General features: G+C 59.8%; 19 protein-coding genes. 10 read left to right on the top strand and 9 right to left on the bottom strand.

Annotated features, from left to right (window positions below):
• Nucleotides 1-102: 102 nt before the first annotated feature.
• The 3 genes from KGB28_RS02340 to KGB28_RS02330 all read left to right on the top strand — a co-directional run bounded on the left by KGB28_RS02340 (nucleotide 103) and on the right by KGB28_RS02330 (nucleotide 1930).
• A complete protein-coding gene (locus tag KGB28_RS02340; RefSeq protein WP_223441887.1) occupies nucleotides 103-324 on the top strand; it encodes a hypothetical protein in 222 nt (73 codons plus the stop codon).
• A 19-nt stretch (nucleotides 325-343) separates the two neighbouring features.
• Nucleotides 344-496, top strand: coding sequence for a hypothetical protein (locus tag KGB28_RS02335; protein WP_263296512.1), 153 nt, complete (start codon nucleotides 344-346; stop codon nucleotides 494-496).
• 111 nt (nucleotides 497-607) lie between these two features.
• Nucleotides 608-1930: a hypothetical protein gene (locus KGB28_RS02330; protein ID WP_223441884.1), complete on the top strand. Its 1323-nt coding sequence runs from the start codon at nucleotides 608-610 to the stop codon at nucleotides 1928-1930.
• A 123-nt stretch (nucleotides 1931-2053) separates the two neighbouring features.
• Here the strand turns inward: KGB28_RS02330 and KGB28_RS02325 are convergent, their stop codons facing one another.
• The 5 genes from KGB28_RS02325 to KGB28_RS02305 form a co-directional block, all read right to left on the bottom strand.
• On the bottom strand, nucleotides 2054-2821 hold the full coding sequence (locus KGB28_RS02325; protein WP_223441883.1) for an SDR family oxidoreductase: 768 nt from the start codon (nucleotides 2819-2821) through the stop codon (nucleotides 2054-2056).
• Between the two features lie 24 nt (nucleotides 2822-2845).
• Nucleotides 2846-3913, bottom strand: a complete 1068-nt coding sequence (locus KGB28_RS02320; RefSeq protein WP_223441881.1) for a phosphotransferase family protein — start codon at nucleotides 3911-3913, stop codon at nucleotides 2846-2848.
• A 144-nt stretch (nucleotides 3914-4057) separates the two neighbouring features.
• Entirely contained in the window at nucleotides 4058-5023 is a 966-nt protein-coding gene (locus KGB28_RS02315; protein WP_223441880.1) for a 2-hydroxyacid dehydrogenase, read from the bottom strand.
• Nucleotides 5024-5164: 141 nt separating this feature from the next.
• On the bottom strand, nucleotides 5165-5752 hold the full coding sequence (locus tag KGB28_RS02310; RefSeq protein WP_223441877.1) for a TetR/AcrR family transcriptional regulator: 588 nt from the start codon (nucleotides 5750-5752) through the stop codon (nucleotides 5165-5167).
• A 28-nt stretch (nucleotides 5753-5780) separates the two neighbouring features.
• The gene (locus KGB28_RS02305; protein ID WP_223441876.1) at nucleotides 5781-6164 is read right to left on the bottom strand and encodes a tautomerase family protein; all 384 of its coding nucleotides are present in this window, start codon (nucleotides 6162-6164) and stop codon (nucleotides 5781-5783) included.
• Between the two features lie 386 nt (nucleotides 6165-6550).
• On the opposite strand from KGB28_RS02305, the gene KGB28_RS02300 reads away from it, so the two are divergent.
• Nucleotides 6551-7831: a serine/threonine transporter gene (locus KGB28_RS02300; RefSeq protein ID WP_223441874.1), complete on the top strand. Its 1281-nt coding sequence runs from the start codon at nucleotides 6551-6553 to the stop codon at nucleotides 7829-7831.
• Between the two features lie 94 nt (nucleotides 7832-7925).
• Nucleotides 7926-9578 (top strand): SulP family inorganic anion transporter, encoded by a 1653-nt coding sequence (locus KGB28_RS02295; protein ID WP_223441872.1) that lies wholly within the window; start codon nucleotides 7926-7928, stop codon nucleotides 9576-9578.
• A 176-nt stretch (nucleotides 9579-9754) separates the two neighbouring features.
• On the opposite strand, the gene acnB is transcribed toward KGB28_RS02295, so the two are convergent.
• A complete protein-coding gene (acnB, locus tag KGB28_RS02290) occupies nucleotides 9755-12355 on the bottom strand; it encodes a bifunctional aconitate hydratase 2/2-methylisocitrate dehydratase (protein ID WP_150724322.1) in 2601 nt (866 codons plus the stop codon).
• 458 nt (nucleotides 12356-12813) lie between these two features.
• On the opposite strand from acnB, the gene KGB28_RS02285 reads away from it, so the two are divergent.
• The gene (locus KGB28_RS02285; RefSeq protein WP_056727706.1) at nucleotides 12814-13284 is read left to right on the top strand and encodes a DUF1289 domain-containing protein; all 471 of its coding nucleotides are present in this window, start codon (nucleotides 12814-12816) and stop codon (nucleotides 13282-13284) included.
• A gap of 104 nt (nucleotides 13285-13388) precedes the next feature.
• Here the strand turns inward: KGB28_RS02285 and KGB28_RS02280 are convergent, their stop codons facing one another.
• Entirely contained in the window at nucleotides 13389-14252 is an 864-nt protein-coding gene (locus tag KGB28_RS02280; protein ID WP_223441869.1) for a universal stress protein, read from the bottom strand.
• Nucleotides 14253-14414: 162 nt separating this feature from the next.
• On the opposite strand from KGB28_RS02280, the gene KGB28_RS02275 reads away from it, so the two are divergent.
• Nucleotides 14415-15023, top strand: coding sequence for a tRNA-(ms[2]io[6]A)-hydroxylase (locus tag KGB28_RS02275; RefSeq protein ID WP_223441866.1), 609 nt, complete (start codon nucleotides 14415-14417; stop codon nucleotides 15021-15023).
• Nucleotides 15024-15136: 113 nt separating this feature from the next.
• On the opposite strand, the gene KGB28_RS02270 is transcribed toward KGB28_RS02275, so the two are convergent.
• Both KGB28_RS02270 and KGB28_RS02265 read right to left on the bottom strand, forming a co-directional pair.
• On the bottom strand, nucleotides 15137-15625 hold the full coding sequence (locus KGB28_RS02270) for a GFA family protein (protein ID WP_223441863.1): 489 nt from the start codon (nucleotides 15623-15625) through the stop codon (nucleotides 15137-15139).
• Nucleotides 15626-15676: 51 nt separating this feature from the next.
• Nucleotides 15677-16075, bottom strand: a complete 399-nt coding sequence (locus KGB28_RS02265; protein ID WP_223441860.1) for a PaaI family thioesterase — start codon at nucleotides 16073-16075, stop codon at nucleotides 15677-15679.
• 251 nt (nucleotides 16076-16326) lie between these two features.
• Between KGB28_RS02265 and KGB28_RS02260 the strand changes: the two genes are divergently transcribed.
• From KGB28_RS02260 to KGB28_RS02250, 3 genes are all read left to right on the top strand, one after another.
• Complete coding sequence (locus tag KGB28_RS02260) at nucleotides 16327-17211, top strand: LysR substrate-binding domain-containing protein (protein ID WP_223441856.1); 885 nt, start codon at nucleotides 16327-16329, stop codon at nucleotides 17209-17211.
• 100 nt (nucleotides 17212-17311) lie between these two features.
• Complete coding sequence (gene aguA, locus KGB28_RS02255) at nucleotides 17312-18421, top strand: agmatine deiminase (protein ID WP_223441853.1); 1110 nt, start codon at nucleotides 17312-17314, stop codon at nucleotides 18419-18421.
• A 2-nt stretch (nucleotides 18422-18423) separates the two neighbouring features.
• Nucleotides 18424-19521, top strand: coding sequence for an extracellular solute-binding protein (locus KGB28_RS02250; protein ID WP_223441850.1), 1098 nt, complete (start codon nucleotides 18424-18426; stop codon nucleotides 19519-19521).
• Nucleotides 19522-19604: the final 83 nt, after the last annotated feature.

The raw sequence follows: 19604 nt of genomic DNA, 5'->3' as shown, positions 1-19604 counted from the left end.
TAAGTGATTCGCAGATATTTATTTTTGTGAGCGGTGTGTGGATTTTGCGCGCCGGTTCTGTTGTCACAAAACATGTGTCTATCACTTATCGCGGGTCAACCTATGAAAACTCTTGGGAAACGCGTTATCTCACCTTTGTCGCTGGCATTGTGCGTAGCGATTCTCGGCGGCTGTGCCAGTCCGCCACCCCCTCCAGCGGTCACTCCGCCACCTCCTGAGCGCACCTGCCAGGCCATCGATAAAACCGATGTCCTCGGTGATGTACGGGCCGAAGACGGGCAAGTGACCCGAGTCACCACCACGACTCGTTGCGTCACGCAGTAAACCCGGGCTGCTCGGGGTGATGGTGATTTCCTTCATCGTCGTCTTGGGCGGCGGGATGGCCTGGGACTTGGGGTTTGGCGCCACGCCTCCCAATGCCGTGGCCGACTGGCGTTATCCGACCCTGGTATCCCTGGCGAGTACAGCACTGCACCCGTCATCTCAAAAAAACTGAATGATTTGTAAGTCATAGGCGGTTTTTATCGCAACTTGTTCTAGTTGACCTGTCAGTTATGACAGTTTCCGGTGTGTCGATTTTTCCTGATAGTTAACGGACTGTTTTTTCATGAACACCGCTGAAAAGGGAAACGCCGCCATGACCACCAATCTAAAAGCTGCAATCGCTGCAACAAGCCCTTGGGAAGATGCCACGTTGTTGATCAACGGAAAGAAAGTGGAGTGGGGCGCGAAACCTGTTTTTCTCCGTGGACAGGTGAACGATGTGACGGTGGAGGCTCCACCCGAAATTGCCGAGGAACTCAATTTGGGGCTGGCTGAGTATGGCGATTTGAGCATCAATGCGTCGCCGGATTTTGGCAATTGGGTTGTCCCTGTCAATGGCAAGTTCAAATGGATGATTTCGCCGAGCGCTGGCAAGAGCGGTCGTATGACGCTGGTTTTTTACAGCAGGGAAGTGGAGCAGTCGTGGGAGCACCGAAGCATAGTGATTTCGCACAGTCTGGCGGATGAGGCTGACGTGAAGATCGACGGCGTTGCCGTGCCTGCCGGGGGGAATGTGTTTTATCGGGACAAACCCCAAACTGTCACCCTGACACCGAAACCAGGCAGTCCGCTATGGGGCCTTCCGATTAAGCTGAACTGTGTAGTTAAAAGCGGCCTTGATCCACACAATGTGGTGAGTGACCCGGATTTTGGCGAAGAACAAATAATATACAGTTGGAAGGTGACGGGGAATACGAAAAGTGGCACATTCCAGTTGTCACTGTTAGGAACAGGCATGACAATACCAATGACATTACCTGTTTCGCAGTTAATAGCCTTTCCACAAATTTTATTTTCTAAAGTTCCCATGTACTCTGGTTCAATAGCAGATGCAGCAAAAAACGGAGTTCATAGAATTCAAATAAATAATAGGGAGGGCAAATTTAAGGATTCGCGAGTTAGATTGATACTGTTGAATGCAGATTCAAATGTTCAATTGATTCCCGGTTCTGGAGAGTGGCTCGAACCAAGTCGCGTAGCTAGTTGGGAGTTTATCTGCGGCGATAGTGATGCTGATATGCAATTGCAAGTGGAGTTTGAGGGTGTTGGTGATTATAATGTGATATTTGATGTTCGATTGAGTCGGCATTCTCGAGTTATTGGCGGGTTATTTCCCAGTACTAGTAAATTTATTGCAAATCAGTTGGGTTATTATTATGCAACTTTTGTGTCGGCCAAAAATTCTGCAATCCGTATGAGGGTGGAAGATTTTCGGTATATGTTTGTTGGTATTCCGTTTCAAGGCGAGACTGATGATTTTCTGTGTATTGGGAAGGTTCCAATAAAAATGCCGGCAGGCACATATAATCTCACTTGCTTTATCAGCCTGCCCGACGGGGGTAAGGAAGATGAGAAGTCTGTTTCGTTTACTGTTCATCCGAGCTGATTAACATTCTATTGATGTATGGTTGTGGTCGGTCAAGGCCCGGATGTCGAGACTTGGTAATTATCGTCAACGTAAACAAGAAAGGCAGCCAATCGGCTGCCTTTCCTTCATTCGGAAACCGTATCAGGACAAGAACCCACCATCCACATTCAACGAAACCCCAGTGGTATAGCTGGAAGCATCGCTGGCGAGGTAAAGCACCGCACCCGCCATCTCACTCGGATGCGCCACGCGCTTGAGCGGGATCTGCTGCAAAGCGGTGTTCAGAATGGCTTCGTTTTTCACCAGTGCCGAGGCGAATTTGGTGTCGGTCAGGCCCGGCAGCAAGGCATTGCAACGAATCCCGAACTGCGCACATTCCTTGGCAAACACCTTGGTCATGTTGATCACCGCCGCCTTGGTCACCGAGTAGATGCCCTGGAAGATGCCCGGCGAAACGCCGTTGATCGAGGCGACGTTGATGATGCTGCCGCCGCCGTTTTCGCGCATCAGCTTGCCAGCTTCGACCGACATGAAGAAGTAGCCGCGGATGTTCACGTCGACGGTTTTCTGGAAGGCGCTGAGGTCGGTGTCCAGCACGTTGCAGAACTGCGGGTTGGTCGCGGCGTTGTTGACCAGGATGTCCAGGCGCCCGAACTGTTCCTTGATGCCGGCGAAGACCTGGCTGATCTGTTCCATTTCGCCGATGTGGCAGGCAACGGCGGTGGCCTTGCCGCCTGCCGCGATGATCGCGTCGGCCACGTGCTGGCAGCCTTCGAGTTTGCGGCTGGAGACGATCACGTGGGCGCCTTGCTGGGCCAGCAGTTTGGCGATGGCTTCACCGATGCCACGGCTGGCGCCGGAGACGAAAGCGATCTTGCCGTCGAGGTCGAACAACTGAGTCTTGGACATGGGATTCCCTTGTAATGAAGCCGATCAGAGGCTGGATTTCAAAATGACCTGCAAGCTCATCTGCTCCAGCAGCTTGTTCATGTGTATGAACTGCGCGAAGCGTTTGTCCTGGGTCTGGCCATGGTAGAAGCGGTAGTAGATCTGCTGCACGATGCCGGCCAGGCGGAACAGGCCGTAGGTGTAGTAGAAGTCGAAATTGTCGATGCGGATGCCCGAACGTTCGGCGTAGTAATCGACGAACTCGCGGCGGGTCAGCATGCCCGGCGCGTGGCTTGGCTGGCGGCGCATCATCTGCACCGGCGCCGGATCATCGGCTTCGATCCAGTAGGCGAGGGTGTTGCCCAGGTCCATCAGCGGGTCGCCGAGGGTGGTCAGTTCCCAGTCGAGCACGCCGATGATCTGCATCGGGTTGTTCGGGTCGAGGATCACGTTGTCGAAGCGGTAGTCGTTGTGCACGATGCTGGAAGTCGGATGGTCGGCCGGCATCTTGTCGTTGAGCCAGGCTTTGACCGTCTCCCATTGTGGCGCATCGGGAGTCAGGGCTCTTTCGTAGCGATCGCTCCAGCCTTTGATTTGCCGCGCCACGTAACCTTCGGGTTTGCCGAGGTCACCCAGGCCGTAGGCGTTGTAGTCGACGCGATGCAGTTCCACGAACTTGTCGATGAAGCTCTTGCACAGGGCTTGGGTTTTCGCTGAATCCAGGCCCAGTTCCGGCGGCAGGTCCGAGCGCAGGATGATGCCGTTGACCCGTTCCATGACATAGAACTCGGCACCGATCACCGATTCGTCGGTGCAGTGCACGTAGGCTTTCGGGCAGTACGGAAAACCGTCGCGCAATTGATTGAGGATGCGGAATTCACGGCCCATATCGTGGGCTGACTTGGCCTTGTGGCCAAAGGGCGGGCGACGCAGGACGAATTCCTGTTCGGGGTATTCCAGCAAGTAGGTGAGGTTTGAAGCACCGCCCGGAAACTGGCTGATCCGTGGCAAACCGCTGAGCCCCGGAATATGGGCCTTGAGGTACGGATCGATCAGGCTGGCATCGAGCTCTTCGCCGGTGCGGATACGGGTGGACTGGTCGTTAAGCGCCATGCTTATCCCTTCTGCTTATTCTGGAGGCCTGAAACTATTGGCTAATCTAATGCGCACACGGCGCACCCACAACCGCGAACGGCTCTTATAGGTGAGCGTGTTGCCGGCCAATCATTGCTTTTGATACAGCTGTTTGAATCGCCATCAAAGGGCGACCCGGCTCTTGGCGGGCGGCAAGTCGATCGGCGTCAGCACCGGTTGGCCAGAGAAAAACGCCACGAGGTTCTTGCCCACCAGTTCGACGGTGCCCTGGGTGGCTTCCGGCGACAACCCGGCGACATGGGGCGTGAGGATTACGTTGTTCAGGGTCTTGAGCACATCCGGCACCTTCGGTTCGGCGTCGAACACATCCAGCGCGGCGCCGGCGATCCGGCGTTGCTCCAGAGCGGCGATCAGGTCCGCGGTGGCAATCACGCTGGCCCGGGCGATGTTGACGATAAACCCCTTGGGGCCCAACGCGTCCAGTACCTGGCGATTGATCAGGTGCCTGGTGCTCTGGCCGCCGGGCGTGGCGACGATCAGGAAGTCCGAGACGCGCGCCAGTTCGGTCGGCGTCTTGCAGAACGTGTAGGGCACATCGCTGCGATGCTGGCGATTGTGGTAGCAAACGCTCATGTCGAAACCGGCGCTGGCGCGTTTGGCGATGGCCATGCCGACCGCGCCGAGGCCCAGGATGCCCAGGCGTTTTCCGGCCAGGGAAGGGCGCATGATCTTCGGCCACTCGCCGCGCCGTACGGCGGCATCACAGCGGGGTATGTCGCGCACCAGCGACAGCAGCAGCGCCATGGCATGGTCGGCGACGGACGAGGCGTTGACCCCGGCGCCATTGGTGACGGTGATGCCCCGGTCGGCGGCGGCCTGCAGATCGACGTGTTCATAGCCGGCGCCGATCACGCAGATGATCTTGAGGTTGGGCAGTGCGGCGATTTCATCGGCATACAGCCCCAACGGGCCACGGGTGAGGACGGCGTCGATCTGCCCGGTGTGGCGGGCGATGGCTTCGGCGCGCTCGGCGGGCGTCGGGGCCAGAATCAGGTGCAAGCCCTGATGTTCGAGGATGGGCAGGTAATCATTGATGGTTTCAACCAGTACCAGGACGGTTACAGGCATGCTTGGCTCCCTGTGGCATCGTAAATCGGCTCGAATGTCACCTGAGATTGCTGATTTCAGGGTGGCTTGGCAACCACCAGCGATCGCAGTGCAGGAGCTGGCGAAGCCTGAGGTCTTTTTATTGCGCGGCTTGAGGTCGCTTTACTTCGACGGCGTGAGGACGGCCCGGGCAGCTTCGAGAATTTCATCCGACAGCGGATCGCTGCGGGTGGCCCGGGACAACATCAGCGCACCGAACATCAGCGAATACTGCACCAGCGCCTGCTGGCGCTTGCCGGCTTCGTCCTCTGCGTCGAGCAGCGAACCGAGGGAATCGAGCAGGTTGTTCAGGCCCTGCAGATAGGTTTGGCGCAATCCACTCTCGGCGGCCTCATGGCACATGTCCCCGGCAAAGGCCACCACCGGGCAGCTGTCGCCCGGATTGTCCCGGCTTTCGTTGGACAGGTAGGGTTCGACCACGGCGCGGCGGGCGGCGTCCTTGTTGTCATGCTCGGCCACTCGCGCTTGCCAGCGTTGCGCGGCCTGCTTGAAAGCCCGGCCGCTGGCCTCTTGCGCCAGGGCTTCCCTGGATTCGAAGTGCCCGTAGAAGCCGCCATGGGTCAGGCCGGCGGCGGCCATCACATCGACCACGCTGATCCCGTGCAAACCGCGTTCGCGAAACAGCCGTGTGGCGGCATCGACGATGGTCTCGCGGTTGAGGTCGGCTTGTTTGCGGGAAACTCGGGGCATGGCTCATTCTCGGTTTGCAGGTTGAACATCAGAGGGCGTATTGGGCAATTCCGTTGCCGAACGACCAGTTCTCTTTTTTCACTTCCACCAGATTAATGAAAACATCCTCCAGGCGCACGGCCAGCTCTGCGTTAAGGCTTTCGGCGATGGTTTTGTAGAGGCGTTTTTTCTGCTCGACGGTTCGTCCTTCGCTCATGGTGATCTGGATCACCACCAACTGGTCCGAGCGGTTGATGCCCAGATAACCGGGGTCAAAGATGAAATGCTGCTCGTCGTGTTCGGCCAGGATCTGGAAATTGTCGTGCTCCGGCACGCCAATGGTCTGGTGCATGGCGGCATAGATCAGTTGCCCGATGCGTTTGGCGTGGGTGGGGTCCCGGTGTTTTTTGATGTCGACGCGAACCAGTGGCATGGGAAGACTCCAGAAGGAATGCAGGTCAGTTAAAAATACATGACGTTTGACCTTTATCAAGTGCGGACTGCGCTTTGGCGATGAAGCGCAGGTGCCGTAAATAACGAAATCACCGCAATCCCCTGTGGGAGCGGGCTTGCCCGCGAAAGCGGTGTGTCAGTCACCTCAACGCTGAATGTGCCACCGCCTTCGCGGGCAAGCCCGCTCCCACAGGTTATGTGTCGTTCACTATCGCCCAATTGGTACCACCGTTCCTCACCTAAGTCTTTGCTTCTGCTCACTAATCCTCCAGAATCGCGCCCCTGTTTCGGCCGGGCGCTGCCTGTCGGGTATTCCGACGCGTCCTGGCCGGGTGGCAAGTGACCGGAATGTGGAGATCCCACCGGATGAATGATCAGGCCAATAGCGTTAACGAACGCTATGTAGACGCGACACCCGCGACGCTTTCGAGCTGGAATCGCCAGGACACCACCTGGATGCTGGGCCTGTTTGGCACGGCGATTGGTGCGGGAACCCTGTTTTTGCCGATCAACGCAGGCCTGGGCGGTTTCTGGCCGTTGCTGGTCCTGGCGCTGCTGGCGTTTCCGATGACGTTCTACGCGCACCGCGGGCTGACCCGGTTCGTGCTGTCCGGTCGCGAAGGCGCCGACATCACTGAAGTGGTGGAAGAGCATTTCGGCATCAAGGCCGGCGCGCTGATCACCTTGCTGTACTTCTTCGCGATTTTCCCGATCCTGCTGATCTATAGCGTGGCCCTGACCAACACGGTCGGCAGCTTCATGGAACATCAACTGCACATCACGCCGCCACCACGCGCCGTGCTGTCGCTGGTGCTGATCCTCGGCCTGCTGGCGGTGGTGCGTTGCGGTGAGCAATTGATCGTCAAGGCCATGAGCCTGATGGTCTATCCGTTCATTGTCGCGTTGCTGTTCCTGGCGGTGTACCTGGTTCCGCACTGGAACGGCGGCATCCTCGCCACAGCGAGCAGCGTGCCGGCGCCATCGGCGCTGTTGCATACCCTGTGGCTGGCGATTCCGGTGATGGTGTTCTCGTTCAACCACTCGCCGATCATCTCGGCGTTCGCCGTGGACCAGAAGCGCCGCTACGGTGAGCACGCCGAGGAGCGCAGCTCGCAGATCCTGTCCCGCGCCCACCTGCTGATGGTGGTGATGGTGCTGTTCTTCGTCTTCAGTTGCGTGCTGACCCTGTCGCCAGCGCAACTGGCCGAAGCCAAGGCGCAGAACCTGTCGATCCTGTCGTACCTGGCCAACCACTTCAGCAATCCGACCATCGCTTTCGCAGCGCCGTTGATTGCCTTCGTGGCCATTTCCAAGTCGTTCCTGGGGCACTACATCGGCGCCAGCGAAGGCCTCAAGGGCCTGATCGTCAAGAGCGGCAAGCGTCCGTCCGCCAAGGCCCTGGACCGCATGACCGCCGCGTTCATGCTGGTGGTGTGCTGGATCGTCGCCACGCTCAACCCGAGCATCCTCGGCATGATCGAAACCCTCGGTGGCCCGGTGATCGCGGCGATCCTGTTCCTGATGCCGATGTACGCCATCCGCAAGGTGCCGGCAATGGCACGCTATCGCGGTCAGGCCTCCAACGTCTTCGTGACGGCGGTGGGCCTGGTGGCGATCACGGCGTTGATCTACTCGCTGACCGCGTGATCGACCGGCCTGCTCGCGCAGTGCCGGATTGACAGCTACAGTGGCCGCTGCACGTGATACGTGCAGCGGTTTTTTTTCGCCTGGAGACACTGGATTGTCGAGCGCCCCAAAGGCTGATCCCACCGAGCAACCCAATCGCTGGCAGGACCTGTTGGCAGGTTTGTCGATTGCCGGTCTGTTGCTGCCCGAAGCGGTCGCCTATTCAAGCATCGCCGCACTGGCGCCCCAGGCCGGGGTGATCGCCTTGTTCGCCGGGTTGTTGTGTTATGGCCTGTTCGGTACCAGCCGTTTTGCGATTGTCTCGGCCACTTCATCCTCCGCCGCCGTGCTGGCCGCCGCGACCGCCACCCTGGCCCATGGCGACCCCGGGCTTCGCTCGACCCTGGCCATCGGCCTGGTACTGATGACCGGGGCGTTTTTCTTGCTGGCGGGGTTGTTCAAGCTCGGCAGCGTGACTTCGTTCATCGCCAAACCGGTGCTGCGCGGCTTTGCCTTTGGCCTGGCGCTGACCATCATCCTCAAGCAGGTCGCCAGTGTGGTCGGCGTGCATTTGATCGATGCCAACCTGGTGCGCTTCCTGCCGCAATTGCTGGAGCAACTGCCGCAATGGAATTGGGTGGCTGCGGCTGTGGGCGCCGTGGCATTGGCCTTGTTATGGCTGTTTGCGCGGTTTCGGCGCTTGCCGGGTGGTTTGTTGGTGGTGGTGATCGGCATTGCGGCGGGGCAGTGGCTGGACCTGCCGGCTTATGGCGTGAAGCTGATCGGCGTGATTGACCTGAGCCTGGAGGTGCCGAAGCTGCCGACACTGCCGTTTGCCGACTGGCTGCGTCTGGGGGAATTGGCGTTCGCCATGGTGATGATTCTGTATGCGGAGTCCTACGGCTCGATCAGTTCTTATGCGCTAAAACATCGCGACCGGGTTACCTCGAACCGCGACCTGCTGGCGCTGGGGGCTTCCAACCTGTTGTCTGGCCTGTTCCACGGCATGCCGGCGGGCGCGGGGTATTCGGCGACGTCGGCCAACGAGGCGGCGGGTGCCACTTCGCGCCTGGCCGGTATCGTGGCGGCGCTGGTGGTGCTGGTCATTGTCCTGACGGTGCTGCCTTACATCGCACTGACCCCGGAACCGATCCTCGCCGCCATCGTCATCCATGCCCTGGGGCGCGGGCTGAGCCTGCAGCCGCTGGGACGCTATTTCATCTGGCGCCGAGACCGCTTGCTGGTGATCTGCGCCGTGGCTGCGGTGCTGGTGCTGGGGGTGCTGGACGGCTTGCTGGTGGCGGTGGCGATCAGTGTGTTGCTGATGCTCAAGCAGATGTCGGCGGCGGATATCCAGATCCTGGGGCGCATCGATGGCGGTCACGACTTTGTCGACCTGCAACGCCATCCTGCAGCGCAAGCAGTGCCTGGCGTGTTGATTGTGCGACCGGGGGAAGCGTTGTTCTTTGCCAACGTCGAGCGGATTCTTGGCGGTGCCTTGCGCCTGATCCGGCATTCGCAAACGCCGATTCAAACGGTGATTCTCAGTCTTGAGGAATCGCCCGATCTGGATGGCACCAGCATCGAGGCGTTGCAGGAGTTTTTTGTGCGAGTGCATCAGGAAGGCAAACGGCTGATTCTGGCGCGTCTCAAGGATGACGCACAAATGGCGTTGGCGGTGTTGCCGCAGGTGCAGGTTAACGGGGTGGTGCTGAGTGGGTTGAGTGTGGATGGGGCAGTCCAGCAAGCGCTCAAGCCGTATGCATAACCCAATGTGGGAGCGGGCTTGCTCGCGAAGAGGGAGTGTCAGTCGATATTTGTATGGACTGACACTCCCTCTTCGCGAGCAAGCCCGCTCCCACAGGGTTTTTGGTGTTTGAACTGACGGCATAAAAAAACGCCGCTCATCTCACGATGGGCGGCGTTTTTCATTGTGTTGCAACGTTAGGCTTGAACGACCGGGATGTTGGCGTTCGCAGCAGCTTCACGGAACTCGGCGATCTGGTCGAAGGACAGGTAACGGTAGACATCGGCCGCCATGCTGTCGATCTTGCCAGCGTATTCCATGTACTCCTCGACGGTCGGCAGGCGACCCAGGATGGAAGCCACGGACGCCAGCTCAGCCGAAGCCAGGTAGACGTTCGCGCCGTCACCCAGACGGTTCGGGAAGTTACGGGTCGAAGTCGACACAACGGTCGAGTTCGGCTCTACACGTGCCTGGTTACCCATGCACAGCGAGCAGCCCGGCATTTCCATGCGAGCGCCGGCCTTGCCGTAGATGCCGTAGTAGCCTTCTTCGGTCAGCTGGTGAGCGTCCATCTTGGTCGGCGGCGACAGCCACAGACGGGTTGGCAGCTGACCCTTGACCTGTTCCAGCAGTTTACCGGCAGCGCGGAAGTGACCGATGTTGGTCATGCACGAACCGATGAACACTTCGTCGATCTTCTCGCCAGCAACGCTGGAGAGCAGGCGAGCGTCGTCCGGGTCGTTTGGCGCGCAGAGCACAGGCTCCTTGATGTCGGCCAGGTCGATCTCGATGATTTCAGCGTATTCAGCGTCTTTGTCCGCTTGCAGCAGCTCAGGGTTGGCCAACCAGGCTTCCATCGCTTGAGCGCGACGCTCCAGGGTACGTGCATCGCCGTAGCCTTCGCCGATCATCCAGCGCAGCAGGGTGATGTTGGACTGCAGGTATTCGGCAATCGACTCTTTGGACAGCTGGATGGTGCAACCGGCAGCCGAACGTTCAGCCGAGGCGTCAGACAGTTCGAACGCTTGCTCTACGGTCAGTTTAGGCAGACCTTCGATCTCCAGGATGCGACCGGAGAAGGCGTTCTTCTTGCCTTTCTTCTCTACGGTCAGCAGGCCGGCCTGGATCGCGTAGTAAGGAATGGCGTGAACCAGGTCACGCAGGGTGACGCCTGGCTGCAGTTCGCCTTTGAAGCGAACCAGGATCGACTCAGGCATGTCCAGCGGCATGACGCCGGTGGCTGCGGCGAACGCAACCAGACCGGAACCGGCCGGGAACGAGATGCCGATCGGGAAACGGGTGTGGGAGTCACCACCGGTACCGACGGTGTCTGGCAGCAGCATGCGGTTCAGCCACGAGTGGATGATGCCGTCGCCCGGACGCAGGGAAACGCCGCCGCGGGTCATGATGAAGTCAGGCAGGGTGTGGTGGGTGGTCACGTCGATCGGCTTAGGGTAAGCCGCGGTGTGGCAGAAGGACTGCATCACCAGGTCGGTCGAGAAGCCCAGGCACGCCAGGTCTTTCAGTTCGTCACGGGTCATGGGACCTGTGGTGTCCTGGGAACCCACGGTGGTCATCTTCGGTTCGCAGTAGGTGCCCGGACGAACGCCGGTCACGCCGCAAGCCTTGCCGACCATTTTCTGCGCCAGGGTGAAACCCTTGGTGCTTTCAGCCGGTGCTTCAGGCTTCTTGAACAGGGTCGACGGTGGCAGACCCAGCTCGGTGCGAGCCTTCTCGGTCAGGCCACGGCCGATGATCAGCGGAATACGGCCGCCAGCACGAACTTCGTCCAACAGGACCGGGGTCTTCATTTCGAAGGTGGTCAGGACTTCGTCGGTGCCGTGCTTGCAGACTTTGCCAGCATGCGGGTACAGGTCGATCACGTCGCCCATGTGCATGTTGGAAACGTCGAATTCGATTGGCAGTGCGCCAGCATCTTCCATGGTGTTGTAGAAGATCGGAGCGATCTTGCTGCCGAAGCAGAAACCGCCGGCACGCTTGTTCGGTACGTAAGGAACGTCGTCGCCGAAGAACCACAGTACGGAGTTGGTGGCCGATTTACGCGAAGAACCGGTACCGACCACGTCGCCGACGTAGGCGATAGGGAAGCCGGCGTTGCGCATTTCTTCGATCTGCTTCATCGGACCGGTGACGCCTTGTGCGTCAGGCACGATGCCGTCGCGAGCCATTTTCAGCATGGCCAGGGCGTGCAGCGGGATGTCTGGACGGGACCAGGCATCAGGCGCAGGGGACAGGTCGTCGGTGTTGGTTTCGCCGGTGACCTTGAACACGCGCAGGCTGATCTTGTCGGCCAGGGTCGGGCGCTTCACGAACCACTCGCCGTCAGCCCAGGATTGCAGCACGCCTTGGGCGTGAACGTTACCGTTCTTGGCTTTTTCAGCGACGTCGTGGAAGGCGTCGAACATCAGCAGGGTGTGCTTGAGTTCTGCGGCAGCTACTGGAGCCAGTTCGGCGTCGTCCAGCAGGTTAACCAGAGTCACGATGTTGTAGCCGCCCTGCATGGTGCCGAGCAGTTCAACAGCGCGCTTCTTGTCGATCAGGGGGGATTTGGCTTCGCCTTTGGCGATGGCGGACAGGAAGCCGGCCTTGACATAGGCTGCTTCGTCCACTCCAGGCGGAACGCGATTGGTGATCAGGTCAACGAGGAATGCTTCTTCGCCAGCCGGGGGATTTTTCAGCAGCTCGACCAGGCCTGCAGTTTGTTCGGCGTTTAGCGGCTGGGGAACGATACCCAGTGCTGCGCGCTCTTCGATATGTTTGCGGTAGGCTTCAAGCACAGTTATTACCCTCATCAGTGGTCCCAAATGGGTGTCCGGGACGCTCATCCCGAAATTGCCGTACTCATGCGCTGCATGGCGTTGTGAGCCACTAAGCCAGAATTACCGACAATTCCTTACAGAAGCTGCTTTCAAAGTTTTACGCCTGCAGAACGGGAGCTGATGAGGGTTGGCGTTGGGCTTTTCCCCGCTGGAAAAACCCCTCGCCAACACCGCTCTGAAGGAACGACTGTGCTCGTGACGCTTTGAAAACAGCTTCTAACGGACATTGGCGCCTAAAAAGGCAGGCTGATTCTACGGCAAAAAAAAATTAAAGGTAAGTCAGTGTTTATTGGACTTTGGTGGAGGCGGTCAGCAGAGCCCGATTCTCCATGGGCCCTGAACTTTGAGGGGTGATCAATGGCCGACAAAGGGCTAACATGCGGGCCTGTTCTGCTTTCTCGCGTTTTTGCCTATCTATGCCCAATCAGACCATCAAGACACCCTGCGTCGGCCTCTGCTCCACCGTTTACGGTGACCTGGTGTGCCGTGGCTGCAAGCGTTTCCACCACGAAGTGATCCACTGGAACGGTTACAACGAGGAAGAAAAGCGCGCGGTATGGCTGCGTCTTGAGCAGTTGCTGTCGCAGGTGATGGCCGCCAAGGTGGAAATTTTCGATCCGGCGCTGCTGAGAATGCAGCTGGAGCAACGCAAGATCCGCTTCGTGCCCCATCAGTCGGAATATTGCTGGGCCTACCAGTTGATCGCCCGCGGTGCGCGGGTGATCAACAATCTGGAAGCCTACGGAATGGTGTTGCTGCCGGAGTTTCGCGAGTGGAACCTGCCGGAATTGCGCGACGCCATTGATCGGGAATTTTTCCTGCTCTCCGAAGCCCATTACCAGCGCTACATTGCGCCGGGGTTTCTCAAGGATGCGTTTGGCGGCTAAGAGCATCGCGAGCAGGCTCGCTCCCACAGGGGATTTGTGAGCAACACAGATCCAGTGTGGGAGCGAGCTTGCTCGCGATGGCGTCCGGCCGAACACCACAAATCTCAATGCTTGTCCGCAATCTCCTCAAGATGATCCGCCACTTCCGTCGGCTTGAGCACCAGCACATCGCTCTCCACCGCATCGAGCACCACTTCCGCCGTATTACCGATCAAGGTCCCTGACAACCCGCTACGGGCCACGGTACCGATGACCGTCACCGCCGCCTGCAGCTTGTGCACCATGAACGGAATCAGCACATCCGCCGGGCCTTCCTCGATGTGCAGGTGATCATCGTCGATGTCGAATTCCGCCTGGAACGACTTGCATTGCTCGCGGTAGCGCGCCTGGATGGTTTCGCTGAGTTGAAACGTCGGGTCGGCCGACGACAGCATCGGCGACGGGTGGGCGCTGATCACGTGCAAGTGGGCCTTGGCCAGGGTGGCGATGTCATAGCCATGATCAATGATGGTGTCGTGCAGGTGGCGGTGTTCGAGGTCGGTGTTGCCGACGTCGACAGCTGCCAGGATCACTTTGTCTTTCCATGAACCAGCGGTTTTCACCAACAGTACCGGGCAAGGGCATTGGCGCAGCAATTTCCAGTCCTCGGGTGTTAGCAGGGCCTTTTTCAGTGCGCTGTCGGGAAAGTGCTGCTTCACCACAAGACCGCAGCCTTCGGCTTGCTGCACATCGATGATGGTTTGATGCAGGCTCTGATTCCAGGCTTGCTCAGTGGTGATGTTGTAACCGTCTTCCAGTAACGCGGCCTTGAGCACACCCAACATGCCACTGTGATCGTGCTTGGGGTCGCACACCAGCAGATGCAACTGTGCCTGGGTCACGCCGGCGATCAACTTCGCCCGTTTGAGCGCCAGGCTTTCGGAATGCTCGGGGTCGATGACCACCAGAATGCTGCGAACGGCTTGCATGTGCGCGATCTCCTGAAAATAAAAAAGCACGGCGTTGCACAACTATAGTTGCTGTCTGCGATTCGGGGACTTGATGCATATCAACGGTTGGCGACTGGTGGTCTGCGGGCAGGCCGGTATAATCGGCGCCCTTCGTTTTGAACCTATTTGTCCGTGAGCCCCATGATCCTTCCCGAAATTCACGAGTTCCTTGGCTGCCGCACCCCCGACGGCTGGATCGAGGCCGCGCTGGCCGATCAGGAAACCCTGCTGATCGACCACAAGAACTGCGAATTCAAGGCGGCCAGCACCGCGTTGAGCCTGATCGCCAAGTATCACTCCCACGTCGATCTGATCAACATGATGTCGCGCCTGGCCCGGGAAGAGCTGGTGCACCACGAACAGGTCATGCGCCTGATGAAGCGGCGCAAGATCGAACTGCGCCAATTGTCCGCCGGGCGCTATGCGTCGGGGTTGCGCAAGGTGGTACGCAGTCACGAGCCGGTGAAACTGGTGGACACCCTGGTGGTCGGCGCCTTCATCGAGGCCCGCAGTTGCGAGCGTTTCGAAGCACTGGTGCCGCATCTGGACGAAGAACTGGGCAAGTTCTATTTCGGTCTGCTCAAGAGCGAGGCCCGGCATTTCCAGGGTTACCTGAAACTGGCGTACCAGTACGGCGACGCCAAGGACATCGCCGAGGTGATCGACAAGGTCCGCGCCGCCGAGCAGGAACTGATCGAGTCGCCGGACGTGGAATTCCGTTTTCATAGTGGTGTGCCGGCTGCGGCCTGAACATTCGGTGTTGTTCTTGCGGACGCCTTCGCGAGCAAGCCCGCTCCCACATTGGAATGTATTTCCCTGTGGGAGCGGGCTTGCTCGCGAAGGGGCCATCAGCAACACAAAAGCTAACGGCTCAAACCCAGCCGTTCATGCCATTGCGCGATGGACTCTTCGGGGTACACATCGAACTGTTTATCCCTTGGCTGCGCCTGGACCTCAACCCACGTCGCCTTTGAACCCAGCATCAGGTGCGTGTGTTCCGGCGGCACCGGCAGCGAGGTGTTGATGGCCGAGGCGAACGGGTGAATCAACTCCGGCCACTCTGGACTGAACAACCACAGGCCCGAGCCGCAGACCGAGCAGAAATGCCGCTCGGCGGTGCTGCTGTGGGCGCGTTTGTCACCGTCTTCCTTGAGCCGCGCATGGTAGATCGCGATGTGCTTGCGCCCGCGAACCTTGAGGCTGGCGGCATCGCCACCGAGGTTGATCGCAAAGCCACCACCGCCCTGGGTCTTGCGGCAGATCGAGCAGTAGCAGCGCTGGTAAGGGTAGGGGTGGGCGCAGGTCAGACTGAACGACACCGCGCCGCAATGGCAGGAACCTTCGAGTTGCATGGGAATCTCCGGCTGTCTGGAACGTACCCCGAACAGCCTAGACCGTCAGGGCTACTCGACCGGCACCAGAATCGCGTCGCCGGTCGCCACCAGTTTCAGTTGATCACCGGATTGCGCGAACAGCTCGGCGCGGGCGAACACCTGCTTCTTGCCTGCCTTCACCACCCGGCCCCGGGCGATGAACACTTCACCGATGGCAGGTGCCAGGCAGTTCACTGAAAAGTGCGAGGCCAGCACGTTGCCCGCCACGGTTCCAGCCGCGAAGCCGCAGGCGGTGTCGAGCAGCGCGCCAATCAGGCCGGCATGCAGGAAACCGGCGTATTGCGCCATGTCGGTCTCGCGAAAGGCCATCGTGAGTTCGACTTCGCCGCTTTCGGCGCGGGTGACTTCGAAGCCGGCCCAGCGGTTGAAGGCTGCTGTCGAGTTGATGTGCTTGAGTGTGTTGAGCATGGCGAATCCCTCCGGTTGAGGGTTCAACATGCGCCGGGTTTGGGGGCGTGTCATCGTTGATCAGCCAGCGTGATAGCCCGTTGGATAGGTGGTGAATGGGTTGGCCCCTTCGCGAGCAAGCCCGCTCCCACAGGGGGATTGCGTTCCAAATGTGGGAGCGGGCTTGCTCGCGAAGAACGATAACGCGGTCCCACTGGACACCCACCGTCTGTCAATTCAGCATGTCCGCCTCGAAACCGGGACATGACCTGATGCGACGACTACCTTCCCTGGCAGCCCTGCGAACCTTCGAATGCGCCGCCCGTCACGCCCATTTCGGTCGGGCGGCCGCCGAGTTGTGTGTCACCGACAGCGCGGTCAGCCACCAGATTCGCCAGCTCGAAGAGCAGCTCGGCGTGCCGCTGTTCGTGCGCGAGGGCCGGCAGATTCGCCCGACCCTGGCCGCCGGGCGCCTGATGCAGAGCTTGCAGCAGGCATTCGAACTGATCGGCGATGCCTGCGATGAGCTGCGCGATCCTTCATCGCTGGCGGTATTGCGTCTGGCGGTCACCGCCGAACTGGCGCAAAAGTGGCTGATGAGCCGGCTCACGGATTTCTACGCGCGTTACCCGCACATCACCTTGCATCTGTACGAACAGCCGATCGACGCCACGGCGCCCGGGGAAGACATCGACCTGGCGATCACCTACGGCACCGGCCCGGTGGACAGCTCCGCGTACTTCGTCCGGCCGCTGCCGGCGTTGCAGTTCTTCCCGGTGTGCAGCCCCGGCCTGTTCAACCAGGGCACGCTGAAAACCCCGAAGGACCTGGCCCGCCACTGCCTGCTGCACGATGACCAGGACGGCAAGACCTGGACCGCGTGGCTCACCAGCCATGCCGGCGACCAGCGCCCCGACCGGCAACTGTATTTCGCCCATGCCGGGCTGGCACTGGAAGCCGCGGCCCAAGGGCAGGGCGTGGCCATGGGCGACAACCTGACGGCCCAGGAAGATTTGCTCAGCGGGCGTCTGGTACGGCCGTTCACCTCGAGCATGACTGCGCTGGGCCAATACGCGCTGGTGTGCGAGCGGCTGCGGCTGGAGCGTCCGGCGGTGGCGCAGATGCTGGAATGGTTCAACGATCAGTTGCTCGATTGATGAGTTGAATTCAAGTATTCCGAAATAATCATCGTTGGCGAGCCAGTCGCCAACGCCCTTAGCCTGTGGTCATTCCAATCCCTGCTGAAGAGGTTTGACCATGGCTCGCTTGCTCGACACCACTCCCAAACAGGACGGTTTCCGTCTGCCCGGCGAATTCGAAGCCAAGTCCGGTTGCTGGCTCGGCTGGCCGGAGCGCACCGACGTCTGGCGCAACGGTGCCAAGCCGGCGCAGAAGGTTTGGGTGCAGATCGTTACCGCGATTTCCATGAGCGAACCGGTCACCGTGTGCGCCTCGGCGGCACAGTTCGCCACCGCGCGCCGGCAGTTGCCCCCGCAAGTGCGTGTGGTGGAAATGACCTGCAACGACACCTGGTTCCGCGACAGCGGCCCGTGCTTCGTGGTCAATGACCAGAGCGGCGAAGTGCGCGGCGTCGACTTCGAATTCAACGCCTACGGCGGCCTTGACGGCGGCCTGTACTATCCGTGGGACAAGGACGACCAGATCGCCGGCAAGATCCTCGAAATTGAACGCTTCGACCGCTATCGCGCGCCGTTGATCGCCGAACTGGGCGGCATCCAGAGCGACGGCCAGGGCAGCATCCTGACCACCGAACAATGCCTGCTCAACCGCAATCGCAACCAGCATCTGGGCAAGGACGAAGTCACCCGTCGCCTGACCGATTACCTCGGCGCCGAGCAGGTGATCTGGCTGCCACGGGGCTGCAAGTTCGACGAAACCGACGGCCACGTCGACGACCTCGCGTGCTTCGTGCGCCCCGGTGAAGTGGTGCTGCAATGGACCGACAACCGCGACGACCCACAGTGGGAAATCTATCAGGAGGCCTACGACATCCTGCGCAGCACCCGCGACAGTCGCGGCCGTGAGTTGATCGTGCACAAGCTGCCGCAGCCGGATGTGCTGGAGTGGACCGCTGAAGAAGCCGAAGGCCTGGACCAGCAGGACAGTACCCATACCCGTCAGGCCGGGACGAAGATCTGCGCGTCGTACATCAACTACTACGCTGGCAACAGTGCAATCGTGGTGCCGCTGTTCGGTGATCGCAACGACAAGGTGGCGCTGGCGACCCTGGGCGAGCTGTTCCCGAGACACAGCATCGTCGGCATCGAAAACTCCCGGGAAATCCTCCTCGGTGGTGGCAACGTCGCGTGCATCACCATGCCGCAGTACGCGGGCAAAGGAGTGTAAAAATGGGCCTGCACAAACTGACTCAAGCAATACTGCTGGTGCTTGCACCCCTGTGTGTGCAGGCTGCCGATACCGCCAAGCCGGTGGTCAACCTGTACATCTGGGGCGAGTACCTGGCGCCGGATACCCTGAAGAATTTCGAGGAAAAAACCGGCATCCATGTGGTGGTCGACCACTTCGATTCCCTGGAAACCGTCGAGACCAAGCTGCTCACCGGCCGCAGTGGCTACGATCTGGTGCTGACGGCGGGGCAGCATCTGTCCCGGGCCATCGAGAGTGGCGCGGTGCAGACGGTCGACAAGCAGCAACTGCCGCATTTCGCCGGCGTCGGCGAGGAGTTCCGCCAGCACATGGCGGTGTTCGATCCGGGCAACCGCCATGCCGGGATCTACGCCTGGGGCACCACGGGCGTGGGTTACCAGGAGCAGGCGGTGAAACAGCGCCTGCCCGACGCGCCGACCGACAGTTGGGCGATGCTGTTCGACCCGACCGTGGTCTCGAAATTCGCCGATTGCGGGGTCAGCCTGCTCAACGATCCCAACGAAGTGTTTGCGGCGGTCATGAAGTACATGGGCCTGGACATCAACCGCCAGAGCCTCGATGACCTGAAGCTGGCCGAGCAGCAACTGGCGAAGATTAGGCCCTACATTCGCTACTTCGACAACGACCTGAACATCAGCGACCTGGCCAACGGCAACACCTGCGTGGCGATGTCCTGGAACGGGAACGTGGCCATCGCGGCGGGCCAGGCCGAGGCGGCGGGCAAACCGTATTCGCTCAAGTACCGGATACCGAAGGAGGGCACGTTGATCTGGTTCGATGCCATGGTCATTCCCAAGGACGCGCCGCACCCGAAGGCCGGCCTGGCATTGATGGACTACCTGATGACCCCGGAGGTGATTGCGCCGATCACCGACAGCATCCATTACGCCAATGCGATCACAGCGGCGGACGGGCTGGTCGACCCGGCAATTCGCAACGATCCGGGGACGTATCCGACGGCTGCGGTGAGGGCTTCGCTGTATAGCAAGAATGACAATGGCAAGGCGTTCAACCGGGCGTTGATCCGGGCGTTCAGTCGGTTGAAGTCGGGGTTGTAACCAGCTTCGGGTGATGTATTGGCTGGGCTTACGCCTTCGCGAGCAAGCCCGCTCCCACACTGGATCTTTGGCGTTCAAAAATC

The organism is Pseudomonas sp. BF-R-19, assembly GCF_019956445.1.
Classification (GTDB): Bacteria; Pseudomonadota; Gammaproteobacteria; order Pseudomonadales; family Pseudomonadaceae; genus Aquipseudomonas; species Aquipseudomonas fluorescens_BH.
Note: the sequence above shows the minus strand (reverse complement) of the source record. Positions and strands in the feature narration are given on the sequence as shown.